Origin of the sequence: Streptomyces sp. NPDC097595 (genome assembly GCF_044761525.1) — a bacterium.
Lineage (GTDB): Bacteria > Actinomycetota > Actinomycetes > Streptomycetales > Streptomycetaceae > Streptomyces > Streptomyces drozdowiczii_A.
Genome location: NZ_JBIWCN010000016.1, coordinates 181,842 through 206,202 on the forward strand (window position 1 = coordinate 181,842; position 24,361 = coordinate 206,202).

At 72.2% G+C, this 24,361-nt stretch carries 20 protein-coding genes and 1 pseudogene; 4 read left to right on the plus strand and 17 right to left on the minus strand.

Features of this window, described 5'->3' with window-relative positions; translation table 11 throughout:
- The 7 genes and pseudogenes from ACIQZN_RS24280 to ACIQZN_RS24310 all read right to left on the minus strand — a co-directional run.
- Positions 1-291 (minus strand): annotated as a pseudogene (locus tag ACIQZN_RS24280) (hypothetical protein); the annotation flags it as partial.
- Positions 292-496: 205 nt separating this feature from the next.
- A complete protein-coding gene (locus ACIQZN_RS24285; protein WP_403997547.1) occupies positions 497-1,726 on the minus strand; it encodes a cytochrome P450 in 1,230 nt (409 codons plus the stop codon).
- A 9-nt stretch (positions 1,727-1,735) separates the two neighbouring features.
- Positions 1,736-2,947: a cytochrome P450 gene (locus ACIQZN_RS24290; RefSeq protein ID WP_403997550.1), complete on the minus strand. Its 1,212-nt coding sequence runs from the start codon at positions 2,945-2,947 to the stop codon at positions 1,736-1,738.
- Complete coding sequence (locus ACIQZN_RS24295; RefSeq protein WP_403997553.1) at positions 2,944-3,570, minus strand: GTP-binding protein; 627 nt, start codon at positions 3,568-3,570, stop codon at positions 2,944-2,946. The genes ACIQZN_RS24290 and ACIQZN_RS24295 overlap by 4 nt, the downstream gene beginning before the upstream one ends.
- Positions 3,548-3,874: a DUF742 domain-containing protein gene (locus tag ACIQZN_RS24300; RefSeq protein WP_391263479.1), complete on the minus strand. Its 327-nt coding sequence runs from the start codon at positions 3,872-3,874 to the stop codon at positions 3,548-3,550. Before ACIQZN_RS24300 ends, ACIQZN_RS24295 begins: the two co-directional genes overlap by 23 nt.
- A gap of 23 nt (positions 3,875-3,897) precedes the next feature.
- Positions 3,898-4,326, minus strand: coding sequence for a roadblock/LC7 domain-containing protein (locus ACIQZN_RS24305; protein WP_018105448.1), 429 nt, complete (start codon positions 4,324-4,326; stop codon positions 3,898-3,900).
- A gap of 2 nt (positions 4,327-4,328) precedes the next feature.
- Positions 4,329-5,804 (minus strand): ATP-binding protein, encoded by a 1,476-nt coding sequence (locus ACIQZN_RS24310; protein WP_403997557.1) that lies wholly within the window; start codon positions 5,802-5,804, stop codon positions 4,329-4,331.
- A gap of 394 nt (positions 5,805-6,198) precedes the next feature.
- Here ACIQZN_RS24310 and ACIQZN_RS24315 point away from each other — a divergent pair, with 394 nt between their 5' ends.
- Positions 6,199-7,416 (plus strand): FAD-dependent monooxygenase, encoded by a 1,218-nt coding sequence (locus tag ACIQZN_RS24315; RefSeq protein ID WP_403997560.1) that lies wholly within the window; start codon positions 6,199-6,201, stop codon positions 7,414-7,416.
- A 37-nt stretch (positions 7,417-7,453) separates the two neighbouring features.
- On the opposite strand, the gene ACIQZN_RS24320 is transcribed toward ACIQZN_RS24315, so the two are convergent.
- From ACIQZN_RS24320 to ACIQZN_RS24365, 10 genes are all read right to left on the minus strand, one after another.
- On the minus strand, positions 7,454-8,182 hold the full coding sequence (locus tag ACIQZN_RS24320) for an ABC transporter ATP-binding protein (RefSeq protein ID WP_403997563.1): 729 nt from the start codon (positions 8,180-8,182) through the stop codon (positions 7,454-7,456).
- A 10-nt stretch (positions 8,183-8,192) separates the two neighbouring features.
- A complete protein-coding gene (locus tag ACIQZN_RS24325; RefSeq protein ID WP_403997566.1) occupies positions 8,193-8,996 on the minus strand; it encodes an ABC transporter ATP-binding protein in 804 nt (267 codons plus the stop codon).
- Positions 8,993-10,978 carry a branched-chain amino acid ABC transporter permease gene (locus ACIQZN_RS24330; RefSeq protein ID WP_403997569.1) on the minus strand — a complete coding sequence of 662 codons (1,986 nt, stop codon included), beginning with the start codon at positions 10,976-10,978 and terminating at the stop codon, positions 8,993-8,995. Before ACIQZN_RS24330 ends, ACIQZN_RS24325 begins: the two co-directional genes overlap by 4 nt.
- A 1-nt stretch (position 10,979) precedes the next feature.
- A complete protein-coding gene (locus ACIQZN_RS24335; RefSeq protein ID WP_403997618.1) occupies positions 10,980-12,188 on the minus strand; it encodes an ABC transporter substrate-binding protein in 1,209 nt (402 codons plus the stop codon).
- A gap of 92 nt (positions 12,189-12,280) precedes the next feature.
- A complete protein-coding gene (locus tag ACIQZN_RS24340; RefSeq protein ID WP_328902891.1) occupies positions 12,281-12,670 on the minus strand; it encodes a roadblock/LC7 domain-containing protein in 390 nt (129 codons plus the stop codon).
- On the minus strand, positions 12,667-15,036 hold the full coding sequence (locus ACIQZN_RS24345; RefSeq protein ID WP_403997572.1) for a nitrate- and nitrite sensing domain-containing protein: 2,370 nt from the start codon (positions 15,034-15,036) through the stop codon (positions 12,667-12,669). Before ACIQZN_RS24345 ends, ACIQZN_RS24340 begins: the two co-directional genes overlap by 4 nt.
- Before the next feature lie 501 nt (positions 15,037-15,537).
- Positions 15,538-17,913 (minus strand): ATP-binding cassette domain-containing protein, encoded by a 2,376-nt coding sequence (locus ACIQZN_RS24350; protein WP_403997575.1) that lies wholly within the window; start codon positions 17,911-17,913, stop codon positions 15,538-15,540.
- 67 nt (positions 17,914-17,980) lie between these two features.
- Entirely contained in the window at positions 17,981-18,430 is a 450-nt protein-coding gene (locus tag ACIQZN_RS24355) for a helix-turn-helix transcriptional regulator (RefSeq protein ID WP_403997578.1), read from the minus strand.
- Between the two features lie 52 nt (positions 18,431-18,482).
- Entirely contained in the window at positions 18,483-19,529 is a 1,047-nt protein-coding gene (locus ACIQZN_RS24360) for a hypothetical protein (RefSeq protein WP_403997581.1), read from the minus strand.
- Between the two features lie 91 nt (positions 19,530-19,620).
- On the minus strand, positions 19,621-20,436 hold the full coding sequence (locus tag ACIQZN_RS24365; protein WP_403997584.1) for an SAM-dependent methyltransferase: 816 nt from the start codon (positions 20,434-20,436) through the stop codon (positions 19,621-19,623).
- A 194-nt stretch (positions 20,437-20,630) separates the two neighbouring features.
- Between ACIQZN_RS24365 and ACIQZN_RS24370 the strand changes: the two genes are divergently transcribed.
- From ACIQZN_RS24370 to ACIQZN_RS24380, 3 genes are all read left to right on the plus strand, one after another.
- Positions 20,631-22,004 carry a lipase family protein gene (locus tag ACIQZN_RS24370; protein WP_403997587.1) on the plus strand — a complete coding sequence of 458 codons (1,374 nt, stop codon included), beginning with the start codon at positions 20,631-20,633 and terminating at the stop codon, positions 22,002-22,004.
- A 140-nt stretch (positions 22,005-22,144) separates the two neighbouring features.
- Positions 22,145-22,786, plus strand: a complete 642-nt coding sequence (locus ACIQZN_RS24375; RefSeq protein WP_393768286.1) for a CatB-related O-acetyltransferase — start codon at positions 22,145-22,147, stop codon at positions 22,784-22,786.
- Positions 22,787-23,017: 231 nt separating this feature from the next.
- Positions 23,018-24,193, plus strand: a complete 1,176-nt coding sequence (locus ACIQZN_RS24380) for a macrolide family glycosyltransferase (protein ID WP_403997590.1) — start codon at positions 23,018-23,020, stop codon at positions 24,191-24,193.
- Positions 24,194-24,361 lie beyond the last annotated feature (168 nt).

Genomic DNA, 24,361 nt, shown 5'->3' on the forward strand with positions numbered 1-24,361 from the left:
CGGCTTGCCTAGTTTCTTAGTATATCCGACACCATGTGACAATACCGCCAACTTGCCCTGAATCGCTTCGAGTTCCCCGCCGAAGCTCGCGGACACCGCCAGGTCCACCGGAGTCGAAAGGGCCTGCGACCAAGGAAGTTCGGGCAGTTGCAGATCGCGGAGGAGTTCGCGGATGCCGCCCTGGAAGGCGGAGGAGCCCGTCGAAGTGACCAGCGCCTGGACCCGGAAGTCGTCGTGGAACAGCGGCGCCAGGTCCAGCAGACGGCCGGCCGAGGTGACGTTGTGGACCACCAGCAGGACGCGCCGCTGAGTCGTACGGCTCGTCCACCGCCCGGACCCTTCCCCGACCGGGACGCGAATCGCCGGGGGTTCTGGCCCCACCTGTAACCTCCTGAGCCAGCATGGTGTGTCGTCGCGTCAAGTACCCTATCGGGCCCCTCGACGCCACGACGTTCCGCGCGACCCCTGCGACATCGCGCGGAACGTCGTCGGTACCTCAGTGGGCCGGTCGGAGAACGACCGGAAGGGCCTGGTGGCCGTTGCTGATCAGGGACGGCAGCGGGAGCAGGTCCTCGGCCGGGACCGCGAGGCTGATGCCGGGGAAGCGGTCGAAGAGCTGACTCAGTGCGGTGGCGATCTCCAGCCGGGCGAGCGGGGCGCCGAGGCAGAAGTGGACGCCGTGGCCGAAGGCCAGGTGGTCCTTGGCGGTGCGGGTCACGTCGAAGTCGTCGGCCGTCTCGCCGTGCCAGTCGGGGTGGCGGTTGGCGGGGGCGAAGGAGACCAGGATCGCCTCGCCCTGCGCGATCTTCCGCCCATCGGGCAGGGGGATGTCCGAGAGGGCGTAGCGCATCGGGATGTGCTTGACCGCGGGCTCGTGGCGCAGGGTCTCCTCGACCACGTCGTTCCAGTCGGCCCGGCCCTCGCGGAGGTGGGCGAGCTGTTCCGGGTGGGTCAGCAGGGCGGTGATCGCCTGGTCGATCACGTTGACCGTGGTGTCGTAACCGGCGGAGATCATCAGGAGCAGGGTGTCCCGCAGCTCCTCGTCGCTGAGGCGGCCGCCGTCGCCCTCCTCGTCGCGGGTGGCGAGCAGCAGCGAGGTCATGTCGTCGCCCGGCTGGGCCCGCTTGGAGGCGATGAGCTGGTCGAGCGCCCCGTACAGGGCGGCCGTGTTGGCGGTGGCCTCCTCGACGGTGAGCGTGGTGTCGAAGACGCCGTCGACCTTGGAGCGGAAGCCGTCGAGCTGGTCCTCGGGGACGCCCATGAGCCGGCCGATCACCGCGATCGGGAGCGGGTAGGCGAGCTCGGTGCGCAGGTCGACCGGTTCGCCGGCGGGCCGGTCGGCGAGGCCGTCGAGGAGTTCGGAGACGACCTTCTCCACCGAGACGCGCAGGTCCTGGATGCGGCGGGCGCTGAACGCGGGGGCGATCATCCGGCGCAGCCGGCGGTGGTCGCCGCCGTACGCGGTGAACATGTTGTTCACGGCCACCCACAGGGCGAGCGGCCAGGTGGCCACCGTCTCGGCGAACGCCGGCCAGTGCGCACGGGCGTCCTTCGACACCTGGGAGCTGGTCAGCAGCTCCTTCAGGAGGACCGGGTCGCTGACGGACCAGGCGGTGACCCCGAGGACGTCGACGCGGGTGGCGGAACCGCGCTCGCGCAGCGCCCGGTACTCCGCGTGGCGGTCGGTGCCCGCGGGGTCGAGGACGATGATCGGCTGCTCGGACATGGGTCTCCTTCAGTGGGAGGCGTGGAAGACGATGGGGAGGGATTCCAGCGCGCGGTGGAACGGGCCCGGGCGCCAGCGCAGTTCGGCGGCCGGGACCGCGAGGTCCATCTCGGGCAGGGCGTCGAGCAGATAGGTGACCGCGGTCTCCGCGATCAGGTACGCGTGCGAGCGCGCCGGGCAGGTGTGCGGACCGATGCTCCACGCCAGATGGGCCCGGTTGCCCGCGATGCCGCCGGACGCCTCGGCGATCGCCGGGTCGTTGTTGCAGCCGGCCATCGAGATCAGGACCGGCTGGTGGGCGGGGAGCAGCACCCCGTCGATGTCCGCCGGGTAGGGCGGGTAGGTGATGCAGTAGTTCGCCATCGGCGGGTCGGTGTAGAGGACGGTGTCGAGCGCGTCCCGCACGGTGGAGTGCCCGGCGTGCAGCCCGGCGGAGAACTCCTCGTCGGTGAGGATCTTCAGCTGGGTGTTGGCGATGAGATTGGTCAGCGGCTCGATGCCCGCCCCGTACAGCGTGACCAGCTGGTGGCTCATCTCCTCGTCGGTCAGCTGCGCCGAGTGGCCGAGCAGCCGGGAGGTGATGTCGTCGGCGGGATGGCGCCGGCGCAGCTCGACCAGGTCGGCGACCGCCTGGCCCAGGATCTCGTTGCCCCGCTGGGCGTCCGTGGCCTCGAAGATCCGGGACATCCCGTCGGCGATGCGCGCCCCGATCTCGTCGGGGCAGCCGAGCAGGGAGCTCAGCACGCGGAAGGCGATCGGCCAGGCGTACTGGGTGAGCACATCGGCCCGGCCCGCCGTGATGAAGTCCGCGATGGCGGCCTCGGCGAGCTTCTCCACCCGGGCCCGCAGCTCGTGCTGGTCCACGGCGTCGATCGCGGTGGTGTTGGCGGACCGGTAGCGGGCGTGCGCGGTGCCGCCGCTGCGCAGGGCGTTGGGCCGCCACTCCATCATCGGCCGCACCGGGCAGGAGGCCGGCACCTGCTCCTGCCAGACGCGCGGGTCGTGCGGGAAGTACAGCGGGTCGTTGAGGATGCGCCGGGCCTGGAAGTAACCGATCACCAGGGTGGCCGGGATGCCCGGGGACAGCTCGACGGGCACCAGCGGTCCGTACACCGCCCGCATCCGCTCGTACGCGGCATGCGGGTCGGCGGCGTACTCCGGGTCGTAGAGCGCGACCCGGCCCGACGGGGCCGACGGCAGGGTGGTGCTGGGGGACGTCATGGCGTGGGCTCCAGGGAGAGGGCCGATCGTTGTGCGGCGAGATGTTCCGTGAGCGTGATCAGGGCGTACACGCAGGAGGTACGGTCCCGGGCGTCACAGGTGGTCAGAGGCGTCTCCGGGTCCAGGGCCAGGGCCTCGCGGAGCTCGGCGAGGCCGTAACCGGGCGCGTCCGGGAACACGTTGATCGCGACCGCGTACGGAATGCCCTGGTCCTCCAGGAGCCCCAGCGCCTCGTGGCTCGCGTCCAGGTCCCGCGTGTCGGCCAGCACCAGGCAGCCGAGCGCGCCGTGGGCCAGGTCCTCCCACACCGGCTGGAACCGCACCTGGCCGGGCAGCCCGAACAGATAGAGGGCGAGGGCGCCGCCGGCCAGGTGGATGCGGCCGAAGTCCATGCCCACGGTCGTCGTGGTCTTGTCCGGCACCCCGCGCAGATCGTCCACGCCGACGCTGTCCTCGGTGATCGGCTCCTCCATCCGCAGCGGCCGGACCTCCGAGACGCTGCCGATGAAGGTCGTCTTGCCGACGCCGAAGCCACCGGCGATCACGATCTTGGCGGACTGGGTCACCGTCGCCGGCACGTACGAGACGCCGTTCGCGGCGTCAGACCAGTTCTCGGAGTCCATCGAGCACCTTCTGGAGGATGTCGTTTCGGGGCTGGTCACCGGCGGCCGGGGCCGGGCTGGCCAGATGGCCGCTGTCCATCAGGGAGGACACGATGATCCGGACGGTGGAGGGCGGCAGCTGGAGCGCGGCCGCGATGTCGGCGACGGCCAGACCGCCCCGGCCCACCGCGAACAGGCTCATCACCCGCCGCGCGTCGGGCCCCAGCTCACCGGCCGGGCCCGGCGCGGCGACGACCACGCTCTCCAGGCGCACATCCCGGTCCGGGCGGACCCGCCCGCCGGTACGGACGTAGGGCCTGACCATGTCCGGATCGTGCCGTGGGCCGCTCATGCGGCGGGGCCCCCGTCCGGCTGGAGCACCGGGGTGCGCTCCCTGGTGCCCAGCTGCTCGCCCAGGCGGACGACGAGCAGGGCCATGTGGTGGCTGATCAGGCCGACGTCGGCGTGCGGGCCCGTGGTGACGACGGACAGCATCGTGTGGTGCCCGGCCGCGGTGGTCAGCCCGATCGTCGACACGGACTCGATCAGCTGCTGGCGCACGCCCTGCCCGCCGGTGAACTCGTCCCAGGCGCGGCCCGACGCGCGCAGCGACGCGGTCAGGGCGGCCAGCTTCTCGCCGTCCTCCTGGCTGATGGTGCGCGTCCGCGCCTTCAGCAGTCCGTCGCCGCTCATCAGCACGGCGTACCGGACGCCCTCCACCGATCCGAGCTGCTCGTCCAGCAGCCAGCCCAGGGTGTTCGCGTGCGTGTCCGACATGATCAACGTCCTTCGTCCGTACGAGGGGTGTTCTGGTTGTCCCGGCTGCGGCGGCTGCCCGCCATCCACGCGGCGGCCACCGCGGGCCTGCCCGGCTCGACCTCCGGTTCCGGCCCGGGACGCGCCCCGGCGGGCCGCGTCCCGCGCCGGCGGACGGTGAGCCCGCTGGCCGTGGTCGCCGACGCCGGACCGGACGCGGGCGCATCGGCGGGCGGGGACACGGGCGCGGGCGGGGCGGTCGCGGCGGGGGCGGCGGCAGGAGCGGGCGCGGCGGGCTCGGGTGCGGACCCGGTCATGGGCGGGGCCTCCGGGAGCGGGGCCGGCCGGTGGGCCGGCGGGGCGGTGGCCTTCCGGGCCGTGGGCAGCGACTGCGCGGACACCGGCCGGGACGGGCCCGGCGTCGTCAGCAGCTCCTGCGGGAGCACGATGATCGCGCGGGTGCCCCCGTACAGGTTCGGCGCGGTCAGCTCGACGCGGAAGCCGTACTGGGCGGCCAGGACCGAGGCCACCCGCAGACCCGTCTGCGGATAGGCGCCCAGCCGGGTGATGTCGTCCCGCTGCTCACCGGACATCACCTCGCGGGCCCAGGTCAGCCGCTCGTCCTCCATCCGCAGACCGGCGTCGTCCACGACGAGGAACGCCGCGTTCGCCCCGTGCTCCAGGGAGACGTGCACCAGGGCGTTGGGCGGCGAGTAGCGCAGGGCGTTGTCCAGGAGCACCGCCAGGGTGTGGACGACCGCCTCCACGGACCGGCTGCGCACCGCGAAGGACTCCAGGTCCGTGTGCTGGACGCGCTGGTAGCCCTCGACGCGGCCCATGGCGGTGCGGACCACATCGGTCAGCGTGGTGGCGGGCCAGCGCCGCGAGAGCTTGTCACCGGCCAGGACGCCGTAGCCGGACGCGGTGAGCAGCATCTGCTGGGCCAGGTGGTCCATCTCGACCAGCGTGGCGTACGCGTCGTCGGACACATGGCGCCGCACCCCGGCGCTGATCGTGCTGCTCAGCTTCGCCGCGCGGTGCACGGTGCTGGACGCGAAGGCGCGTACCGCCGCCCGGGCCGTGTCCACCGACTCCTGGCGGGCCTGGGCGACCTGACGCTCCGTCTCGGCCCAGACCTGGGTGAGCTGTTCCTCGGCGGCGTTCTGCGCGAGGCGGCCCGTCATCGTGATCGCGGAGCGCACCTGGTTGGCCAGCGCGGTCAGCCCGTTGGCGAGCTGGGTGTGGGCCAGCTGGGGCGGGATGGCCGAATCCAGTTGGTAGGGGCGGCCGGTCTGCGCCTCGGACGCGGCCGCCTGGACGACGCTCTGGGCGATATGCGCCACGTACTGCTCGGCGGCCCGGATCTGCTGGGCCAACTGCTCGCGCTGCTGCCGGAATTCTTCGGCCCGCCGCCTCTCGGCGCGGGCGCGGCGCAGGAACCACAGCGAGACGCAGGCCCCCGCCACCAGCGCGAGCAGGATCAATATCGGTTCGGTCATGGGGTCCTCGCGGAAATCAGGGGGACGGTTCCGCCGGCCGCGCGGGCACCGGCGGGCAGGCCGGTCCACGGTCCGCCGCAGCCGGTCAACCCGCTGCCGAAGCCGGCCGCCGGGTGGGGGGTCGAGCAGTTCACGGCGAGGGGGACATGACAGAACACTAATCAGAAATGACCAAGGAGCGCACACAAGACGACTGTTGACGATGTATCGGTGGCTGAAAACCGAAACCACCTGGCCGCTCGCACGTCCCACGCCCCTCGCTAGGATTCGGTGCGGGCCGCGACCGCGAAGGCGCGGCCGACCAGCGCCCGAGCAAGCGTCATACCGCCCCGGCGCCCGGCGGGAGAGCCACCGGGCGGACGGCCGGCGACATCAAGTGAGTGGAGAGCCAGTCATGCGTGGAGGCAGCATCGCCGTGGTCGGCGGGAGCATAGCGGGGTGTGCCACGGCCCTGGCCGCGTCGCGCGCCGGAGCGGACCGCGTCACCGTCTTCGAGCGCGCCGACGCCGAACTCCGGGACCGGGGCGTCGGGATCGCCCTCCAGAGCGACCGCTACGAGGAGCTGAGAGAGGCCGGATACGTAGCCCCCGAGATGCCCTGGGCGCCGCTGACCCGGCGGGTGTGGAGCGTACGGGACGAAGACGCGCCGCACGGCCGGGGCTTCGGGCAGCAGCCGTTCCCGTTCCGCGCCTACAACTGGGGTTCGCTCTGGAGCGAGCTGCGCAGCCGGGTGCCCGAGGGCGTCGATTACCGCTCCGGCGCCGTCGTCACCGCCGTGGAGCCGGCCGACGACGGGGTGACGCTGCGGCTCGCCGACGGCCACGAGGAGCGGTTCGACCTCGTCATCGGCGCCGACGGCTACCGCTCCGTGGTCCGCGAGGCGATGTTTCCCGGCATCAGCCCCGAGTACGCCGGCTACATCGGCTGGCGCGGCGCCTCGGAGGACGTCGAGGGGCTGCCGTCGGACGGACTCGACGCCCACAACATCGTCTTCCCCAACGGCCACTGCATGATCTACCGCATCCCGGACGGCACCGGCGGCCACCGCCTCAACTGGGTGCTCTACACCACGCCCCCGCAGGACGGCGGCCTCCACCCGGACCTGCGCACCCCTACCTCGCTCCCGCCCGGCCGCCTCAACTCCGAGCTCACCGACTGGCTGCGCGCCCTGGTCGCCGAGCACTTCCCGCCGTTCTGGGCGGACAAGGTGCTCGGCACACCCGCCGAGACCACCTTCATCCAGCCCATCTACGACCTGGTCGTCCCGCACTACACCTCGGGCCGCATGGCGCTCGTCGGCGACGCCGCCAGCGTCGCCCGCCCGCACGTCGGCGCCGGAAGCGTGAAGGCGCTCCAGGACGCGACCGCCCTGGAGGCGGCCTGGATCGCCGGGGACAGCTGGAAGGACGTACTGGAGCGGTACGACGCCGGGCGCGGCGCGGTCGGCTCCGCCATGGTGGCCCTCGCGCGCCGCATGGGCAGCACCCAGGTCGAGAACACCCCGGACTGGTCGGCCATGCACCAGCCCGAGTTCGACGCCTGGTGGCAGGACCAGAACAGCGGCTCCGACCGCAGCAGCGGCTTCGGCGGCCACAGCCTGAAGGCCACGTAACCGCGCGCGCGAGGGGGCGGCCGCCCCCTCGCGCCCGTCAGGACGCCGCGGGCGCGAGCTCCAGCGCCGCGTGCAGGGCCGTCGGGTCCTTACGGGCCTCGGCCCCGTCCAGCCGCAGCGCCACCCGGCCCGACGTCAGGACCGTGAGCGTGTCCGCGCACCCGGCCGCCGTCGCCGGACTCGGCGACACCAGGAGTACGGCGATGCCCTCATCGGCCAGCGTCGTCACCAGGTCGTGCACCTGACGGACCAGGGCCGGCGCCAGGCCCTCCGTCGGCTCGTCGAGCAGCAGCACGCTCGGCGAACCGAGCAGCGCCCGGGCCAGGGCCAGCATCTGCTGCTCCCCGCCCGACAGGTCCGTGCCCCGGTTGCCCCGGCGCTCGCCCAGCCGCGGCAGCAGGTCGAGGACCCGCTCGGGCGTCCACACACTCGGCCGCGAGGCATCGCCCCGGCGCGGCGGACGGTGCGAGAGCCGCAGGTGCTCGGCGACGCTGAGGTTCGCGAAGACCCGCCGGCCCTGCGGTACGAGACCGATCCCGGCGCGGGCGATCCGGTGCGCCGGCTGCCCCGTCAGGTCCCGGCCGGCCAGCCGTACGGTGCCCGCGTCCGGGCGCATCAGACCGGCGACGGTGTGGACGAGCGTCGTCTTGCCCGCGCCGTTGTGGCCGACGACGGCGTGCACCGTGCCGGCGGGGACGGACAGGTCGAGGCCGTGGAGGACCGTGCCGCCGTGGTAGCCCGCGGTCAGGCCCGTGAGTTCGAGCATCGGGGGTCGGTCATCCTCTCGCTTCGGGGCTGCCGGCGAGGGGCCTCACTGGCGCCGTGTTCTGATACGCGTCGCGGACCTCCGGGTGGGCGAGCGCCTCCCCGGTCGGCCCGGTCACCAGCACCCGCCCGGCGGCCAGCACGGTCACCGACGTGGCGACCTGGGCGACCACCTCGACGTGGTGCTCGACCAGGACGACCGCCACGCTCGCGGGCAGCGCCCCGAGGATGGAGAGCAGCCGCCCGATGTCGCCGTCGGTCAGCCCGGCCGCCGGCTCGTCCAGGAGCAGCAGCCGGGGATCGCCCGCCAGGGCCGCGGCCAGGTCCAGCATCCGCCGCTGCCCGTGCGAGAGCTCCGAGGCCGGCCGGTGCGCCAGGTGCGCGAGCCCGACGGTCTCCAGGTGCTGCCCCGCCGACTCGGTGTGCAGCCGGTAGCGGGACGGGCTGCGCCAGGCGCCCCGGCGCTTCGGGTGGTGCGCCCAGCCGGCCAGCACGATGTTGTCCAGCACCGTCAGCTCGCCGATGACGGAGGGCTGCTGGAAGCTGCGCGCGATGCCCAGCCGGCTGCGCTTCGCGGTGGACGCCCGGGTGACGTCCGCACCGTTCAGCGCGATCGTGCCCCGGTCGGGCCGGTCGGTGCCGGCGATCAGGTTGAGCAGGGTCGTCTTGCCGGCGCCGTTGGGGCCGATGACGGCGTGCCGGGCGCCCGGCGGCAGCCGCAGCGACACGTCGTCCACGGCGGTGAGGCTGCCGTACCTGCGGGTGAGGTGGCCGAGGTCCAGCACGGGGGCCGGCTCTGCGGCATCGGGCGTCATGGCGAGACCTTCCCGGCGGGGGACACGGTGGGCGCGGCGGGTGCGGGGCGGCGGCCGACGACGATACGCAGACCGGCCAGACCGCGCGGCAGCAGATACACGGCGGCGATGAACAGCGCGCCGAGCAGCAGTGGCCCGTGACCGGGCCAGGAGCCGGCCACCCAGTCCCGGGTGAACACGATCAGCCCGGCGCCGAGCAGTGCGCCGATGACCGATGTCGTACCGCCGATGACGACCGCGAGCAGCGCGAACGCGGCGATCTCGAACCCGACGTCGGCGGGGGAGAGGTACTGCTGCACGGTGACCATCAGCGAGCCGCCGACCCCGGCCAGCGCACCGGCGCAGATGTGGGCCACCAGCAGATAGCGCCCCACGGGGTGTCCGGACGCGCGCATCCGCGCCTCGGCGCCCCGGGTCCCGGTCAGCAGCTTGCCGGCCGGGGAGCGCAGCACCAGCAGGGTGAGGGCGACGGCGACGACCGCGACGACCGCCGCGTACACGTACAGCTCGCGCTCCTCGGTCATGCCCTCGCCGCCCCACAGCGCCCGGGTGGCCGGGAAGCCGACCAGCCCGTCGGCGCCGCCCGTCAGGGACTTGACCTGGTTGATCACCGCACTGGTCAGCTCGCCCACCGCCAGGGTGATCATCAGCACCGTCGTGCCCCGGGCGCGGATGACCGCGGGTCCGGTCACCGCCGAGAACACGGCGGCCGCGAGCGCCGACAGGACGATCTGGACCGGGCCCACCGTCCACCCGGCGTCGGCCAGGTTGGCGGTGGCGTACGCGCCGACGGCGAACGGGGCGGTCTGGCCGAGCGTCGGCAGACCGGCGTACCCGGTCAGGACGGTGACGCTGACCGCGAGCAGCCCGAGGGCCAGGGCGGACCCGGCGAGCGAGATGCTGTACGAGTCGAGCATCCCCGGCAGCGCGAACAGGACGGCGAGCAGCACCAGCAGCGGCACGGCCTGCCGCCACCCGGCCGAGTGCAGCCAGGCACCGAGCCGCCCGGGGACAGCCGGAGCGGGCGCCTCAGCTGTGCGCGGCCGGTTCTCCCACCGCGCCGCGAGGAGCCTGCGCAGCCGGGAGACCGGGTCGGAGGACGGCCCCCGCTCCTCGTGCGCCTCCGGCTCCGTGAAGCGGGAGCGGAACACCAGGACCGCCGCCATCGCGGCGAACAGCAGATACGGCGCCAGGTCCGGCAGCACCGAGACGCCCAGGGTCTGGACCTCGCCCACGGCGACGGCCGCGGCGAACGTCGCCCACAGCGAGCGCAGTCCGCCGAGGACGACGACCACGAGGGACAGCATCAGCACGTTCTCGGAGGTGCCGGGCCCGGGGCCGATGATCGGCGCCCCGAGCACGCCCGCCGCACCGGCCAGCGCGCCCGCCGCGGCGAGCACACCGGTGTGCACGGCGCGGGGGTTGTGGCCGGTGGCGGCGAGCATCTGGGGGTCGTCCGCCGACGCGCGTACCGCCGCACCCACCCGGGTCCGGGTGAGCACCCACGTACCGAAGGCCGCCAGGACGACGGCCATGGCGATGAAGCAGAGCCGGTAGGCGGGGTAGCGGTGGCCCAGCAGGTGGACCGAGGAGTCGAGCGCGCCGGGGACGCGCACCGGCAGCTCGTCGGCCCCGAAGAACTGGATCAGCAGGTCCCCGCCGGCCAGGGCGATCCCGAACGTCAGCAGGGCCTGCGCCAGATGCCCACGCCGGGCGAGCGGAACCGTGGCGGCGGAGAGCCCCGCCCCGGCGAGGGCCGCGGCCGCCGTTCCGGCCGCGAGCCCGAGGACGAGGCCGCCCCACGTTCCGTCGCTCAGCTCGGCGCCGGTGTAGGCGCCGATCGCGTACAGCATGCCGTGCGAGAGGTTCAGTACGCCGGCCGTGCCGAACGCGAGACTCAGGCCGGCGGCGACCACGAACAGCAGCAGCCCGTAGGCCACGCCGTCCACCGCCGGCACGAGGTGGGCATCGAGCAGATCCATGTCAGCCGCCGAGCGTCGCCAGGTCCTGGACCATGACGTTGGACAGCTGGTTGCCGTCCGGGCGCACCTGGCGCAGGTACCACGTCTGCACCGGGGCGTGCGCCTTCTCGCTGAACTCCCAGTTGCCGCGCGGGCTGTCGATCTGGCCCAGGCCCGCGATGGCCTTGTTGATCGTCTGCGGCGTCACGTCACCCTTCTTCGCGGCGTCCGCGATCGCCTTGTCGAGCACGGCCGCGGCGTCGTAGGACGACATCGCGTACGTGGTCGGCTGGGTGTCGTGCTCGGCGGTCCAGTCGGCGGCGAACTTGCGGTTGGCCGCGTTGTCGAGGTCCGGCGCGTAGTTCAGGACGGAGTAGATGTCCTTGGCGGCCTGGCCCTCGGCCTGGAGCACGCTGCCCTCGGTGACGAAGGCGGTGTACAGCGGCAGGTCGGCGACGTCGGACTGCGCGTACTGCTTGGCGAAGTCGATCGCGGCCTTGCCGGCGTAGAAGCAGTAGACCGCCTTGGCGTCGGTCTTGGCGATCTCCGCGAAGTACGGCATGAAGTTGGTCGTCTTCGGGAACGGCGTCCACTTGGTCTTGCCGTCGGGGTTGGCGAGCTTGCCGCCGATGCGCTTGAACTCGTCGGTGAACCCGCGCAGTTCGTCGTAACCGCCCTGGTAGTCCGGTCCGATCGCGTAGACCGGGCCGTCCACCTTCTCCTTGACGTACGGGGCGATGGCCTTGCCCGGCTCGTCGGACATGAAGCTCGTCGTCCACACGTACTCGGGGTCCTTGACCTCGGGACGGGCGTTGGAGCCGAGGAAGGGGATCTTCGCCTGGCCGACCAGCGGCAGCACCGCGTTGACCGAGCCACCGCTGACCAGGCCGGTCAGCACGTCGACCTTGTCCTTCTTGACCAGCTTGGTGGCGGCCGGGACGGCGGTCGGCGGACCGTCGCCCTCGTCGGCCACGACGAGATCGACCTTGTACCCGCCCAGCTTGTTGTCGTGCGTCTTCAGGTACAGGTCGAAGCCGTCGCGCAGGTCGGTGCCGACCGGCTTGTAGGTGCCGGAAAGCGAGGCGACCAGGCCGACCTTGACGGTCTTGTCGCCGGAGCCGCTGTCACTGCTGCATCCGGTGACGGCGGCCAGGCCGAGGGCGAGGGCGGCGGCACCGACGGGCCGGACGAATCTGCGGTGGCGGGTACGGCGGGGTATGTCGAAGAACATGAGTGCTCTCATCGGGGGAGTGTCGGGCAACGGTGTGACCCGTCCGCGGAGTCGGCTCCGCGGACGGGTCGGTACGGCCGGGGGACGGCCGGTCAGAGCGAGGAACGGACCTGGGGGGACAGCGAGTCGCCGACCTGGTTGATCAGCTCGGACATCATGTAGCTGACCTCGCCGATGTCCGCGTCCCTGGTGGTCATGACCAGGAGCGAGGCACCGCTGGAGACGGCCATGGAGAACATGTAGCCGCCCTCCATCGCGGTGAGGCTGTGCTCCACCGGGTCGGTGTCGGTGAGCTGCGCAGCCGCGGACAGCAGGTTCACGACGCCGGAGGCGATGGCGGCCAGCCGGTCGGCGTCGTCGCGCTCCACGCCGGTGTACGCGAGCGCGAGTCCGTCCACGGACACGGCTATCGCCTGGGTGACTTCCGGGATGCGTCCGGCGAAGTCGCTCAGGATCCAGCTCAGGTCGGTGGGTGAGGTCATTTCTTGGTCCGTTCGGTGTCGTCATTGTTGGCGGGACGCCCGCGGGGGTTCGTGCTCCGGCTGATGCCCTGGGCGTAGGCCGCCAGGACGTCGGATACCTGTCGGGAGTCCCGTCGGCGGGGGGTCGGCCGCGGCGCACCGGCGCCGGGCCGCTGCTCGGTGGCGGCCCGCTTCTCCCGTACCGGCCACTGCTGGGGCGCGGTGCGCTTCCGGACCGGGAGGCCCGAGGCGCTGACGCCCGCGATGCGCGAGGCCGGCTCGTCGTGCACGGGGTGCGGGGCGGGTGCGTCGGCGACCTCGGTACGGGCCGGGGCCTGGTGTTCCTCGCGCGTGCCCGGGGCGGCCGGGGCGCCCGCGCGGGCGCCGACGCCCGCGCCGACCGGGCGGCCGACCCGTCCGCGTACGGTGTCCTGCTTCCGGCGGGTGACGACCGTCCGGGGCGACTCGAAGCCGTTCGCCGTCGGCGGCGCCGGTTCCTCGGACACCTCGGCCAGCACCTCCTTGGGGAGGGTGACCTCGGCGATGGTTCCGGGGCCCGAGGAGTCGCGCAGCTCGACCACGATGCCGTGCCGGGCGGCGAGGCGCGCCACCACGTGCAGACCCATGGACCGCACGTCCCCGATGCCCGCCTTCGGCTCGCGCAGCCCGGCGTTGAGCACGGCGCGGCGGTCCGGCGTGATCCCCACGCCCTCGTCCACGATCTGGACGACGGCCCGGTCCCAGAGCCGCCAGACGGCGACCCCGACCTGGGCGTCGGGCGGGGAGAAGCGGGTGGCGTTGTCGAGGAGTTCCGCCAGGATGTGCGCGACGTCGTGCACGGCGCGGGCGGCGATGCCGATACCCGCCTCGATCGCGCCGAGGGACACCCGGTCGAAGCGCTCGATCTGCTGGGCCGCCGCGACGATGACGGTGGAGCAGCCGATGTCGGCGGAGCGCACCCGGGCGTTGCCGTAACCGCCCAGCACCAGGAGGTTGTTGGTGTTGCGCTCCATGCGGATCGCGAGGTGGTCCAGCGCGAAGAGCGTCTTCATGCGCTCCGGGTCGGCCTCGTCGCGCTGCACCGTGTCCAGCTCGGACACCATGACGCTGGTCAGCTGGGCGCCCCGGCGGGCGACCCGGACCAGGGTCTCGGCGAACTGCTCGTGCACCCGGGCCTGTTCGGCCGCGAGGCGCACGGCCTCGTGGTGGACGGCGTTGAACGCCTCGCCGACCTCACCGATCTCGTCCCCGCTCGTGGTCTCGACGGGGTTGCCGGTGCGTTCGGCGACCTGCTCGGGCGTGGCCCCGCTCAGCGCGCCGGGCTGGGACAGCTCGCTCATGACGGCGGGCAGCCGGGTGTGGGCCACCTCGTGCGCGGCGTTGCGCAGGTCGCGCAGCCGGCGGATCATGACCCGGCCGAGGCGGACGGCGACGAGGACGACACCGACCAGGGTCAGCAGGACGAGGGCGACCTCGCCGCCCGCGGTCCACAGCAGCCTGGTGCGCTCGGCGTCGACGGTGGCGGCGACCGAGTCGTCGATCCGCTCCTCGACCTGGTGCAGCAGGTTCTGCCGGTCGTCGGACGCCTTCTGCCACTCCTCGGGGGTGACGCCGATCGGCTTGCTGGTGTCCGTGCGGCCGATCCGGTCTTCCAGCTTGCGGGACTCCAGGGCCTTCGGGCCGGAGAGGGTGCGCTCCAGCCAGGACCGCCACTCGCTCGGGCCGAGGCTGAACATCACGCTCGTCGACTCGGTGTAGCCGAGCCGGCTCGCGTCGAAGGTGCGCTGGGAGGCCGCGGTGAAACCACCGGCGGCCTGCGCCCTCATGACGGTGATCTGCTGCTGCGCGGTGTGCTCGGCGGCCTCGGAGAGCGCCGCGGACGCGCGGATGCGGTCGGCGATGTCGGCGTCGACACCGTCGGCCTGCGCGATGCCGTCGCGGTAGCCGTTGAGGTCCGCGATCACGATCCGGTAGCCGAAGGCGAGCGCGGAGATGGTGGTGCTGCCCGAGCGCACCTGGGCGCGCAGGGCGGGGAGTTCATCGACGAAGCGGTCGATGCGGTCCAGTGCCTCCTGGGCGCTTCCGGGCACCTCGGAGAGTCCGCCGGTACGGCTCTTGAAGGCGGCGATGCTCTTGTCGGTCGCGTCGGAGCTCGCCTGGAAGGCGGACGAGTCACCCTGATCGGAGACCAGAGCGGTGGCTGCGGCGCGCTCACGCTGCAGCTGGTGAGTTAAATCGGCTGCGCCGGCGGCGACGTCGACCATGTCGGCCAGCCGGTTCGCCTGGAGTGCCTGGTTGGTGGCGGGTGCGAGGGCCAGGGCCGAGAACGTGACCGCGACGGTGAGGGGAGCGGTGACCAGCAGGACGAGGCGGCGATTGATTTTCACTGCGCGGCTCCGTCGCCGGAACCGGGCTTGAGTATCGGTGACACGCAGATACCTGTTAACGGGTTGTGGGGTGTCGGTAGGGACGCTCGTACATCGTGCACACAGTTACGGATGGGACGGGTGGGGCGGATGGGGCTCGCATTGCGCGGCTTGATCCTATGCCTAGTGCACAACGCCGGATGCGTGCAGCGTCGAAAATTTGCGTTCAGTTAGATGCGCGAAAGCGGTCGGATTCGGTCAAGTCTGGCTGTGGGGTGCCTGATTGGCCCTGGTGTGCGCGGGCTGACAGCCTCCACACAGATGCGCGAAGTCGGGAGGATTCGCGTCCGATTAGCGAAGGCGACGATGCGGCACCGCGTCTGCACCGCAGCGAACAGGCCATACTGAAAAGGCACATGACCTCCACGGCACGCCGCCTTGACGTGATTCATGACAGCACCATGACGCCGCCATGACAGCGCCCGCCCGGCCACCACGGGCCGAGCGGGCGAGGGGAGTTGCTCAGGCGCCCACGTACTGCGCCAGGTGCTCGCCCGTGAGGGTGGAGCGTGCGGCGACCAGGTCCGCGGGGGTGCCCTCGAAGACCAGGGTGCCGCCGTCGTGGCCGGCCCCGGGGCCCAGGTCGATGATCCAGTCCGCGTGCGCCATCACGGCCTGGTGGTGCTCGATGACGACGACCGACTTGCCGGAGTCCACCAGCCGGTCGAGCAGCCCCAGCAGCTGCTCCACGTCCGCGAGATGCAGTCCGGTGGTCGGCTCGTCCAGCACGTAGACGCCGCCCTTCTCGCCCATGTGCGTGGCGAGCTTCAGCCGCTGCCGCTCACCGCCGGAGAGCGTGGTCAGCGGCTGGCCGAGGCTGAGGTAGCCCAGCCCGACGTCCACCAGCCGTTCGAGGACCCGGTGCGCGGCCGGCGTACGCGCGTCACCGGAGCCGAAGAACTCCTCGGCCTCGGCGACCGACATCGCGAGCACCTCGCTGATGTCCCGTCCGCCGAACCGGTATTCGAGCACCGACGCCTGGAACCGCTTGCCCTCGCACTCCTCGCAGACCGTGGCGACGCCCGCCATCATCGCCAGGTCCGTGAAGACGACGCCCGCGCCGTTGCACGTCGGGCACGCCCCCTCGGAGTTGGCGCTGAACAGCCCCGGCTTCACGTCGTTGGCCTTGGCGAACGCCTTGCGGACCGGGTCGAGCAGCCCGGTGTACGTGGCCGGGTTGCTGCGCCGCGAACCGCGGATCACGCTCTGGTCGACGGTCACCACACCGTCCCGCCCGGCCACCGAACCGTGGATCAGCGAGCTCTTCCCGGACCCGGCCACACCTGTGACGACGGTCAGCACGCTGAGCGGGATGTCCACGTCGACGCCGCGCAGGTTGTTCGCCGACGCGCCCCGCACCTCCAGCGCACCGGTGGGCTTCCGGGTGTCCGCCTTGAGCGTGGACCGGTCGTCGAAATGGCGCCCGGTGACGGTGTCCGAGGCGCGCAGCCCGTCGACGGTGCCCTCGAAGCAGACGGTGCCGCCCGCCGTACCGGCGCCGGGGCCGAGGTCCACGATGTGGTCGGCGACCGCGATCGTCTCCGGCTTGTGCTCCACCACCAGCACGGTGTTGCCCTTGTCGCGCAGGCGCAGCAGCAGGTTGTTCATCCGCTGGATGTCGTGCGGGTGCAGCCCGGCGGTCGGCTCGTCGAAGACGTACGTGGTGTCGGTCAGCGAGGAGCCGAGGTGGCGGATCATCTTGACGCGCTGCGCCTCGCCACCGGACAGCGTGCCGGCGGGGCGGTCGAGCGCGAGGTAGCCGAGTCCGATCTCCACGAACGAGTCGAGGGTCTCCCCGAGCGCGGTGAGCAGCGGCGCCACCGAGGGCTCGTCCAGACCACGGATCCAGGCGGCCAGGTCGCTGGTCTGCATCGCGCAGGCGTCCGCGATGCTGATGCCCGCGATCTTCGAGGACCTGGCGCCCTCGCTGAGCCGGGTGCCGTCGCAGGCCGGACACGTGGTGAAGGTGACCGCGCGCTCCACGAACGCCCGGATGTGCGGCTGGAGCGAGTCCTTGTCCTTGGACAGGAACGACTTCTGGATCTTGGGGATCAGCCCCTCGTACGTGAGGTTGACGCCCTCCACCTTGACCTTGGTGGGCTCCCGGTACAGGAAGTCCTGCATCTCCTTCTTGGTGAACTTCGCGATCGGCTTGTCCGGGTCGAGGAGGCCGGACTCGGCGTAGACCCGGACGGTCCAGAAGCTGTCGGACTTCCAGCCGGGGATCGTGAACGCGCCCTCGGAGAGGGACTTGGAGTCGTCGTAGAGCTGGGTGAGGTCGATGTCCGAGACGGTGCCCCGGCCCTCGCACTCGGTGCACATCCCGCCGGTCCGGTTGAAGGTCGCCTTCACGGTCTTCTTGTTGCCGCGCTGGACGGTGATCGCCCCGCTGGCCTTCACGGACGCGGTGTTGAAGGAGTACGCGCTCGGCGGGCCGATGTGCGGAGTGCCGAGGCGGCTGAAGAGGATGCGCAGCATGGCGTTGGCGTCGGTCGCCGTGCCCACGGTCGAGCGGGTGTCGCCGCCCATCCGCTGCTGGTCCACGATGATCGCGGTGGTCAGCCCCTCCAGGACGTCCACCTCGGGCCGGGCCAGGGTGGGCATGAACCCCTGCACGAAGGCGCTGTAGGTCTCGTTGATCAGCCGCTGCGACTCGGCGGCGATGGTGTTGAACACCAGCGAGCTCTTGCCGGACCCGGAGACGCCCGTGAACACCGTCAGCCGGCGCTTCGGGATCTCGATGCTGACGTCCTTGAGATTGTTCACGCGTGCCCCGTGCACACGGATCAGATCGTGGCGGTCGGCCGCGTGCGGCCGCGTACCTGTGGCCCTGCTCATGGTGTCTCCCTGGATTGGCGGGGCCCCCGCGCGGGTCCCACCCGGCGGCCGTCCCCCGTACACCGCCTCACGCTAGCGGCGTCCCCGGCAGCGGGGCTTCTCGATTCCTGACCGGCCGCGTCACCTGCTTCGCCACGCAGGACGGCAGGCCCGCGGTGGCCTGCGCCGCCTTCTGCCGGTAGACGCTCGGCGGCATCCCGACCAGTTCCGTGAAGCGGGTGCTGAAGGTGCCGAGCGAGGAGCAGCCGACCGCGAAGCACGCCTCGGTGACGCCCAGGTCGCCCCGGCGCAGCAGCGTCATCGCGCGCTCGATGCGCCGGGTCATGAGGTAGCCGTACGGGGATTCCCCGTACGCCCGCTTGAACTCGCGGCTGAGGTGTCCCGCCGACATGTGCGCGCCGCGCGCCAGCGCCTCGACGTTCAGCGGCTGGGCGTAGTCGCGGTCGATCCGGTCGCGGACGCGGCGCAGCCGCGCGAGGTCGCGCAGGTTCTGCGCCGCGTCGGGTTTGCTCGTCACGCCCGAAGCGTACGTCGTGGGGGAGCGCCCCGCCCGGGTATCGCGCCCGGGCTCAGGTGCGGGTGGCCGTGCCGCAGTCCGAGGCGTCCCGGTCCCCCATGCGTTCGTCCATCGAGGTGCCCCGCTCGTACGGGTCGACCTCCGTGGCGCCGCCCGAGGGTCCCGGCTCCTTCTCGAAATCGGGGCGGAAGAAGCCGGAGATGTTCTCGCAGCCCCCGTTGGCGGAGTCCAGCCGGTACGACGTCAGCGAGAAGGTCCCCGGCTCCATGATCACCTCGCCGGGGTCGTCCCAGCTCATCACGATCTCCCGGCGGGCGATCGTACGGGCGACCTCGTCGCCGTCCCCGGAGGCCCGCACGACGGCGTAGACGAAGGTGACGTCGGCGGTGACCTCGACCGCGCCCCGCTCGCCCTCCCGGTACGTGAGCTCGCCGCGCGTCTTGATCACGTCACCGGCCGGGCGCGCGTACGAGGGGTCGAAGCGGCTGAACAGCAGCAGCGGGTCGGCGTCCCGGGTCGGGGAGTCGAACGCGTTCGCCAGGTACTCCTTGATGCCGGGCTGCTTCGTGTTGAGGGCCGCGATCGCCTGCGCCGGCCGTTCCCCGCGCAGCACCGCCGGATCGAGGCCGGAGTCGGAGAGGAAGGCCAGGCTGTTGTCGAGCGCGTCGGACACCTGCTTCTCGCTCATCCACCCGGTCGCCCGCGCCGAGGGCATCGTGATCCCGGCCGTCCCGGCGGCCCAGTGCTCGGCCGGTGACCCCTTGAACGGGTCGTCCAGCGTGGGCCGCCCGGGCGTCGCCGCCGTGGGGTCGCCCCCGCCGTGGAAGCCGAGCCAGCCGGCCGCCCGGCCCGGGACCAGCGCCACGACGAGCAGCGCGACGACGATCACCAGGCCCACCACGTACCAGACCCGGCCGCGTCGCCGGGGCGGCTGGTGGGTGCGCCATCCCGGGGGCGGGCCGGTCTCCTCGCGCAGCCGCTGGGCCACCATCCGGGCCCGGGCGGACGGCTCCTCGGGGGCGCCGGGGGTCCCGGCCTCGGCCTCCCGCAGGAAGCGCTCCCACTCCTCGTCCGGTATGGATGACCCGCCCGTGTCCACGCTGTGCCCCCGCTGATCCGTTTTCCGTATCATCACACAGCCCGGTGACACCCAACCGGCCACCGGGCTGACGTGGTTGAGACCCCGGGTGTTACGGCTTGCGGCCGACCGCGACGTAACCGGGGGTGACGACCTCGCCCGTGCCGGGGACCGGCTCGCCGAGCTCGGGGTGCCATGCCTCGGCGGCGACGATGCCGGGCTCCACGATCTCCAGGCCGTCGAAGAACGAGGCGAACTGGTCGCGGGTGCGCGGCGCCAGCGTCAGGGTGTTGGCCTTGTACATCTTGTCCACCTCGCGCGCCTCCTCCGGGTGGAAGTCGGCGGTGATCTGCGAGATGACCATGTAGCTGCCGGGGGCGAGCACGTCGGTCAGCCGGCGCACCAGCTCGTACGCGCCGTCCTCGTCGCTCACGAAGTGCAGCAGCGCGATCATCGACAGCGCGACCGGCTGGCTGAAGTCCAGTGTCTTGCCCGCGTGTTCGAGGATGGTGTCGACGTTCCGCGCGTCCGCCTGCACATAGTCGATGACGCCCTCGGGCGAGCCCTTGAGCAGCGCCTCGGCGTGGGCCAGCACGATCGGGTCGTTGTCGCAGTAGACGACCCGGGTGGCGGGCGCGGCCTCCTGGGCCACCTGGTGCAGGTTGGGCTCGGTGGGTATCCCGGTGCCGATGTCGAGGAACTGGCGGACGCCCTGGGTGGACAGCCAGCGCGTCGCGCGGTGCATGAAGGCGCGGTTGATCTTCGCCATCACCGGGACGTTCGGCTCGACGGCCAGCATCTGACGGCCCATGGCCTCGTCCACCGGGTAGTTGTCCTTGCCACCCAGGAACCAGTCGTACATCCGCGCGGGATGCGGCTTGCTGGTGTCGATGAGCGGGGCGGTGCGGTCGTTCTCCGGTCGGGACATGGCCAACTCCAGGGTGCGGGAGGTGCTGCGGATGATCAGCTCGGGCCCACCTTAAGCAACTCGGCCGCCGAGCAGGGAGAGTTCGGTTGCCGATGACAGTTACCAATGCGTAACTTACTCATGGGTTACCACTGGTAAGCCCCGCTGTTAGCTTGCGCTCACCCGTACTTCCGGAGCAGAGCGAGGAGTGAGCCTTGAGCCGCAAGGACCGTTCGCGTTCCACCCTTCCCCCACACCGCGTCCGTCCCCTCCGCGCCGCGGCCGTCGCCGTGACCGCGGCGGCCTGCGTGGCCGCGTACGCCGCGCCCGCGTCGGCCACGGACGGCACCGAGCCCGTCGTGTCCCGGGGCGTGACCATCCCCGCCTTCTACGACCCGCCCGCCCAACTGCCCGCCGCCAACGGGGCGCTGATCCGGACCGAGCCCCTGCCGCTCGCGCTGAGCCTGCCGGGCCTGGACGGCCGCCCGATGCCGGGCACCGCCACCCGCCTCATGTACCGCACGACCGACTCCAACGGGCAGCCGGCCGCGGTGACCGGCGCCTATATCGAGCCCTCGGCCGCCTGGAAGGGCGGCGGCGCCCGCCCGCTGGTCGCGCTGGCCTCCGGCACCATGGGCCAGGGCGACCAGTGCGCTCCCTCACTGGCCCTCCAGCACCCGCTGGCCGTCACGCCCGAGTCCGTGTCGATCGGCTACGAGACCCTGTCCGTCTACCGGCTGCTGGCCGCCGGTGTCGCCGTCGTCGTCACCGACTACGTGGGCCTCGGCACCACCGACCGCCTCCACACCTACGTCAACCGGGTGGACGAGGGCCACGCGCTGCTCGACGCGGTCCGCGCCGCACACCAACTGCCCGCCACCTCGCTGACCGGAGCGTCCCGGACGGGCCTGTACGGCTACAGCCAGGGCGGCGGGGCCAGCGCGTCGGCCGCTGAACTCCAGCCCTCGTACGCCCCCGAGATCCAGCTCGCCGGGACCTATGCCGGGGCGCCGCCCGCCGACCTGACCGCGACCATGAAGGGCATCGACGGCAGCGCCCTCGCCGGGGCCCTCGCCTGGTCGATCAACGGTTTCGCGCAGGCCGACGCGGATCTGCGGGACGTCGTGGAGGCCAACATCAACGACGCCGGGCGGGCCGCGCTGAAGAACGCCTCGACCATGTGCGTCGGCGACGCGATCCTCGGCTACGGCTTCGCGAAGAGCTCCAAGTGGACGACGACGGGCAAGTCCCTCGGCGAGATCATCGCCGCCGAGCCCAAGGCGCAGGCCGCGCTGGACAAGCAGCGCATCGGCACCCTCAAGCCGACCGGCCCGGTGCGGGTGGCGACCGGCATCCAGGACGACATCGTGCCGCACCGCCAGGCGCGTCAGCTCGCCGTCGACTGGTGCCGCAAGGGCGGCGACGTCACGTACGACGCCGTCATCCTGCCCAACCTCGGCGACAAGATCCTCACCAACCACATGGTCCCGCTCCTCACCGACCAGGGCGACGCCATCTCCTGGATGACCGACCGCCTCGCCGGCAAGCGGACCACCTCCAACTGCTGGTCGATGCCGATCCAGCCCTGATCGCGGTCCTCCAAGCCCGCCCCGGTCCGCCCGGGGCGGGCTTTTCCGTGGAACCGCCGGCGTAAACCGCTGTCGTACGGGCCACGGCGAGGCGATCATGGTCGGCGGACCCGACCCGCGACCCCGAGGACCTCATGCCGCTGCCCGTACCCGCAGACCCGACCGTGCTCCACCCGATGCCCGGCCAGCCGAGGGTGGTGCAGCTCAAGCCGCTGGTGACCTCGCCGCTGATCGAGGTGGGGGAGTACTCGTACTACGACGACCCGGACGACGCCACCGCGTTCGAGACCCGCAACGTGCTGTACCACTACGGCCCGGAGAAGCTGGTCATCGGCAGGTTCTGCGCGCTCGGCACGGGCGTGCGCTTCCTGATGAACGGCGCCAACCACCGCATGGACGGCCCCTCCACCTTCCCGTTCCCCACCCTGGGCGGCTCCTGGGCCGACCACTTCGACCTGCTCGCCGGGCTGCCGAACCGGGGCGACACGGTCGTCGGCAACGACGTCTGGTTCGGCCACGGCGCGACCGTGCTGCCCGGCGTGCGGATCGGGCACGGCGCGATCATCGGCAGCGGCTCGGTGGTCACCAAGGACGTGCCGGACTACGGGATCGTCGGCGGCAACCCGGCCCGGCTGCTGCGCACCCGCTACGAGGAGAAGGACGTCGCCCGACTCCTCGCGCTGGCCTGGTGGGACTGGCCCGCCGAGCACATCACCGCCCACATCCGGACCCTCATGTCCGGCACGGTGGACGATCTCGAAGCGGCCGCGCCCGGCGCGTGACGGCCCCGCAGCCCGGCCCGCGCCCCGGGAAACCGTGTGCGCGCGGACCGGGCGGCCGTTAGGGTCGCGGCATGAACATCGTGCAGCTCTACGGCTGACGCGGCCGGGGCCCGTCCCCGACCCCGTCCGGCACACCGCATCCACGCGCCCACCGTCCGGCCCTCGCCGGGGTGGCGGCGCGGCGGTCTGCCGTATCCACTTCCGCCGCAGAACTGAAACGAGTGATTCCGTATGTCACGCCGCCCTGCCCATATCGCCATGATCGGCATCCCCGCCGTGAGCCATGTGCTGCCGAGCATCGAGGTCATCCGCGAACTGGTGGCCCGCGGCCACCGCGTCACCTACGCCAACGACCCGGTGATGGCCGAGCGCATCGAGGCCACCGGCGCCACCTTCGTGCCGTACGACTCCGTGCTCCCGGTCGGTGACAACGTCTGGCCCGACGACCCGATCGCCGCCATGGGCCTCTTCCTGGACGACGCCGTCCAGGCCCTGCCGCAGCTGCGGGCCGTCTACGACGAGGACCCGGCCGACCTGTATCTGTACGACATCGGCGCGTACCCGGCCCGGGTGCTCGCCGAGTCCCAGGACCGCCGCCTGATGCAGCTGTACCCGACCTTCGTCGGCTGGCGGAGTTACGAGAAGGACGTGGCGGCCCAGTTGTGGACGCTGCCCGGGGCAGACGCGTACCGCGCGCGGTTCACCGACTGGCTGGCCGGGAACGGCGCGACCACGCGGGACATGGACGCCTTCACCGGCCGCCCCGACGACACCCTCGCCCTGATCCCCCGGGCGATGCAGCCGCACGCGGACGACGTGGACATGGAAACCGTCACGTTCGTCGGGCCGTGCTTCGCCCGGCGCGGCGAGGAGCAGACCTGGACCCGGCCCGCCGGGGCGGAGAAGGTGCTGCTGATCTCGCTGGGCTCCGCGTACACCAACCGCCCGGAGTTCTACCGCAATTGCCTGGCGGCCTACGGCGACCTGCCCGGCTGGCACGTGGTGCTCCAGGTCGGCAAGCAGACGGACCTGGCGGAGCTCGGCACCGTACCCGGCAATGTCGAGGTGCACCGGTGGGTGCCCCAACTGGCCATCCTCCAGCAGGCGGACGCCTTCGTCACCCACGCCGGGATGGGCGGCAGCTCCGAGGGGCTGTACAGCGGGGTGCCGATGATCGCCGTGCCGCAGGGCGTCGACCAGTTCATGAACGCCGACAAGCTCGTCGAACTGGGCGTCGCCCGCCGCGTCGACACCGACGACGCCACCCCGGAGGCCCTGCGCGAAGCGCTCACCGCGCTCGTCGACGATCCCGAGGTCGCCCGCCGTTCGGCGCGCCTGCGCGAGGACGCCCGGACGGAGGGCGGCACCCGACGGGCCGCCGACCTGGTGGAGGAACTGCTCGGCTGAGACGTGCCCGGCCGGGGCGGGAGCGGGTTGTCCGCGCTCACCGCCCCGGCCGGGCACCGCAGTTGAGGGTATGTCAGCCCTTGCGGGTGTTGATCTCCTCGGTGAGCTGGGGGACGACGGCGAAGAGGTCGCCGACGACGCCGTAGTCCACGAGGTCGAAGATCGGGG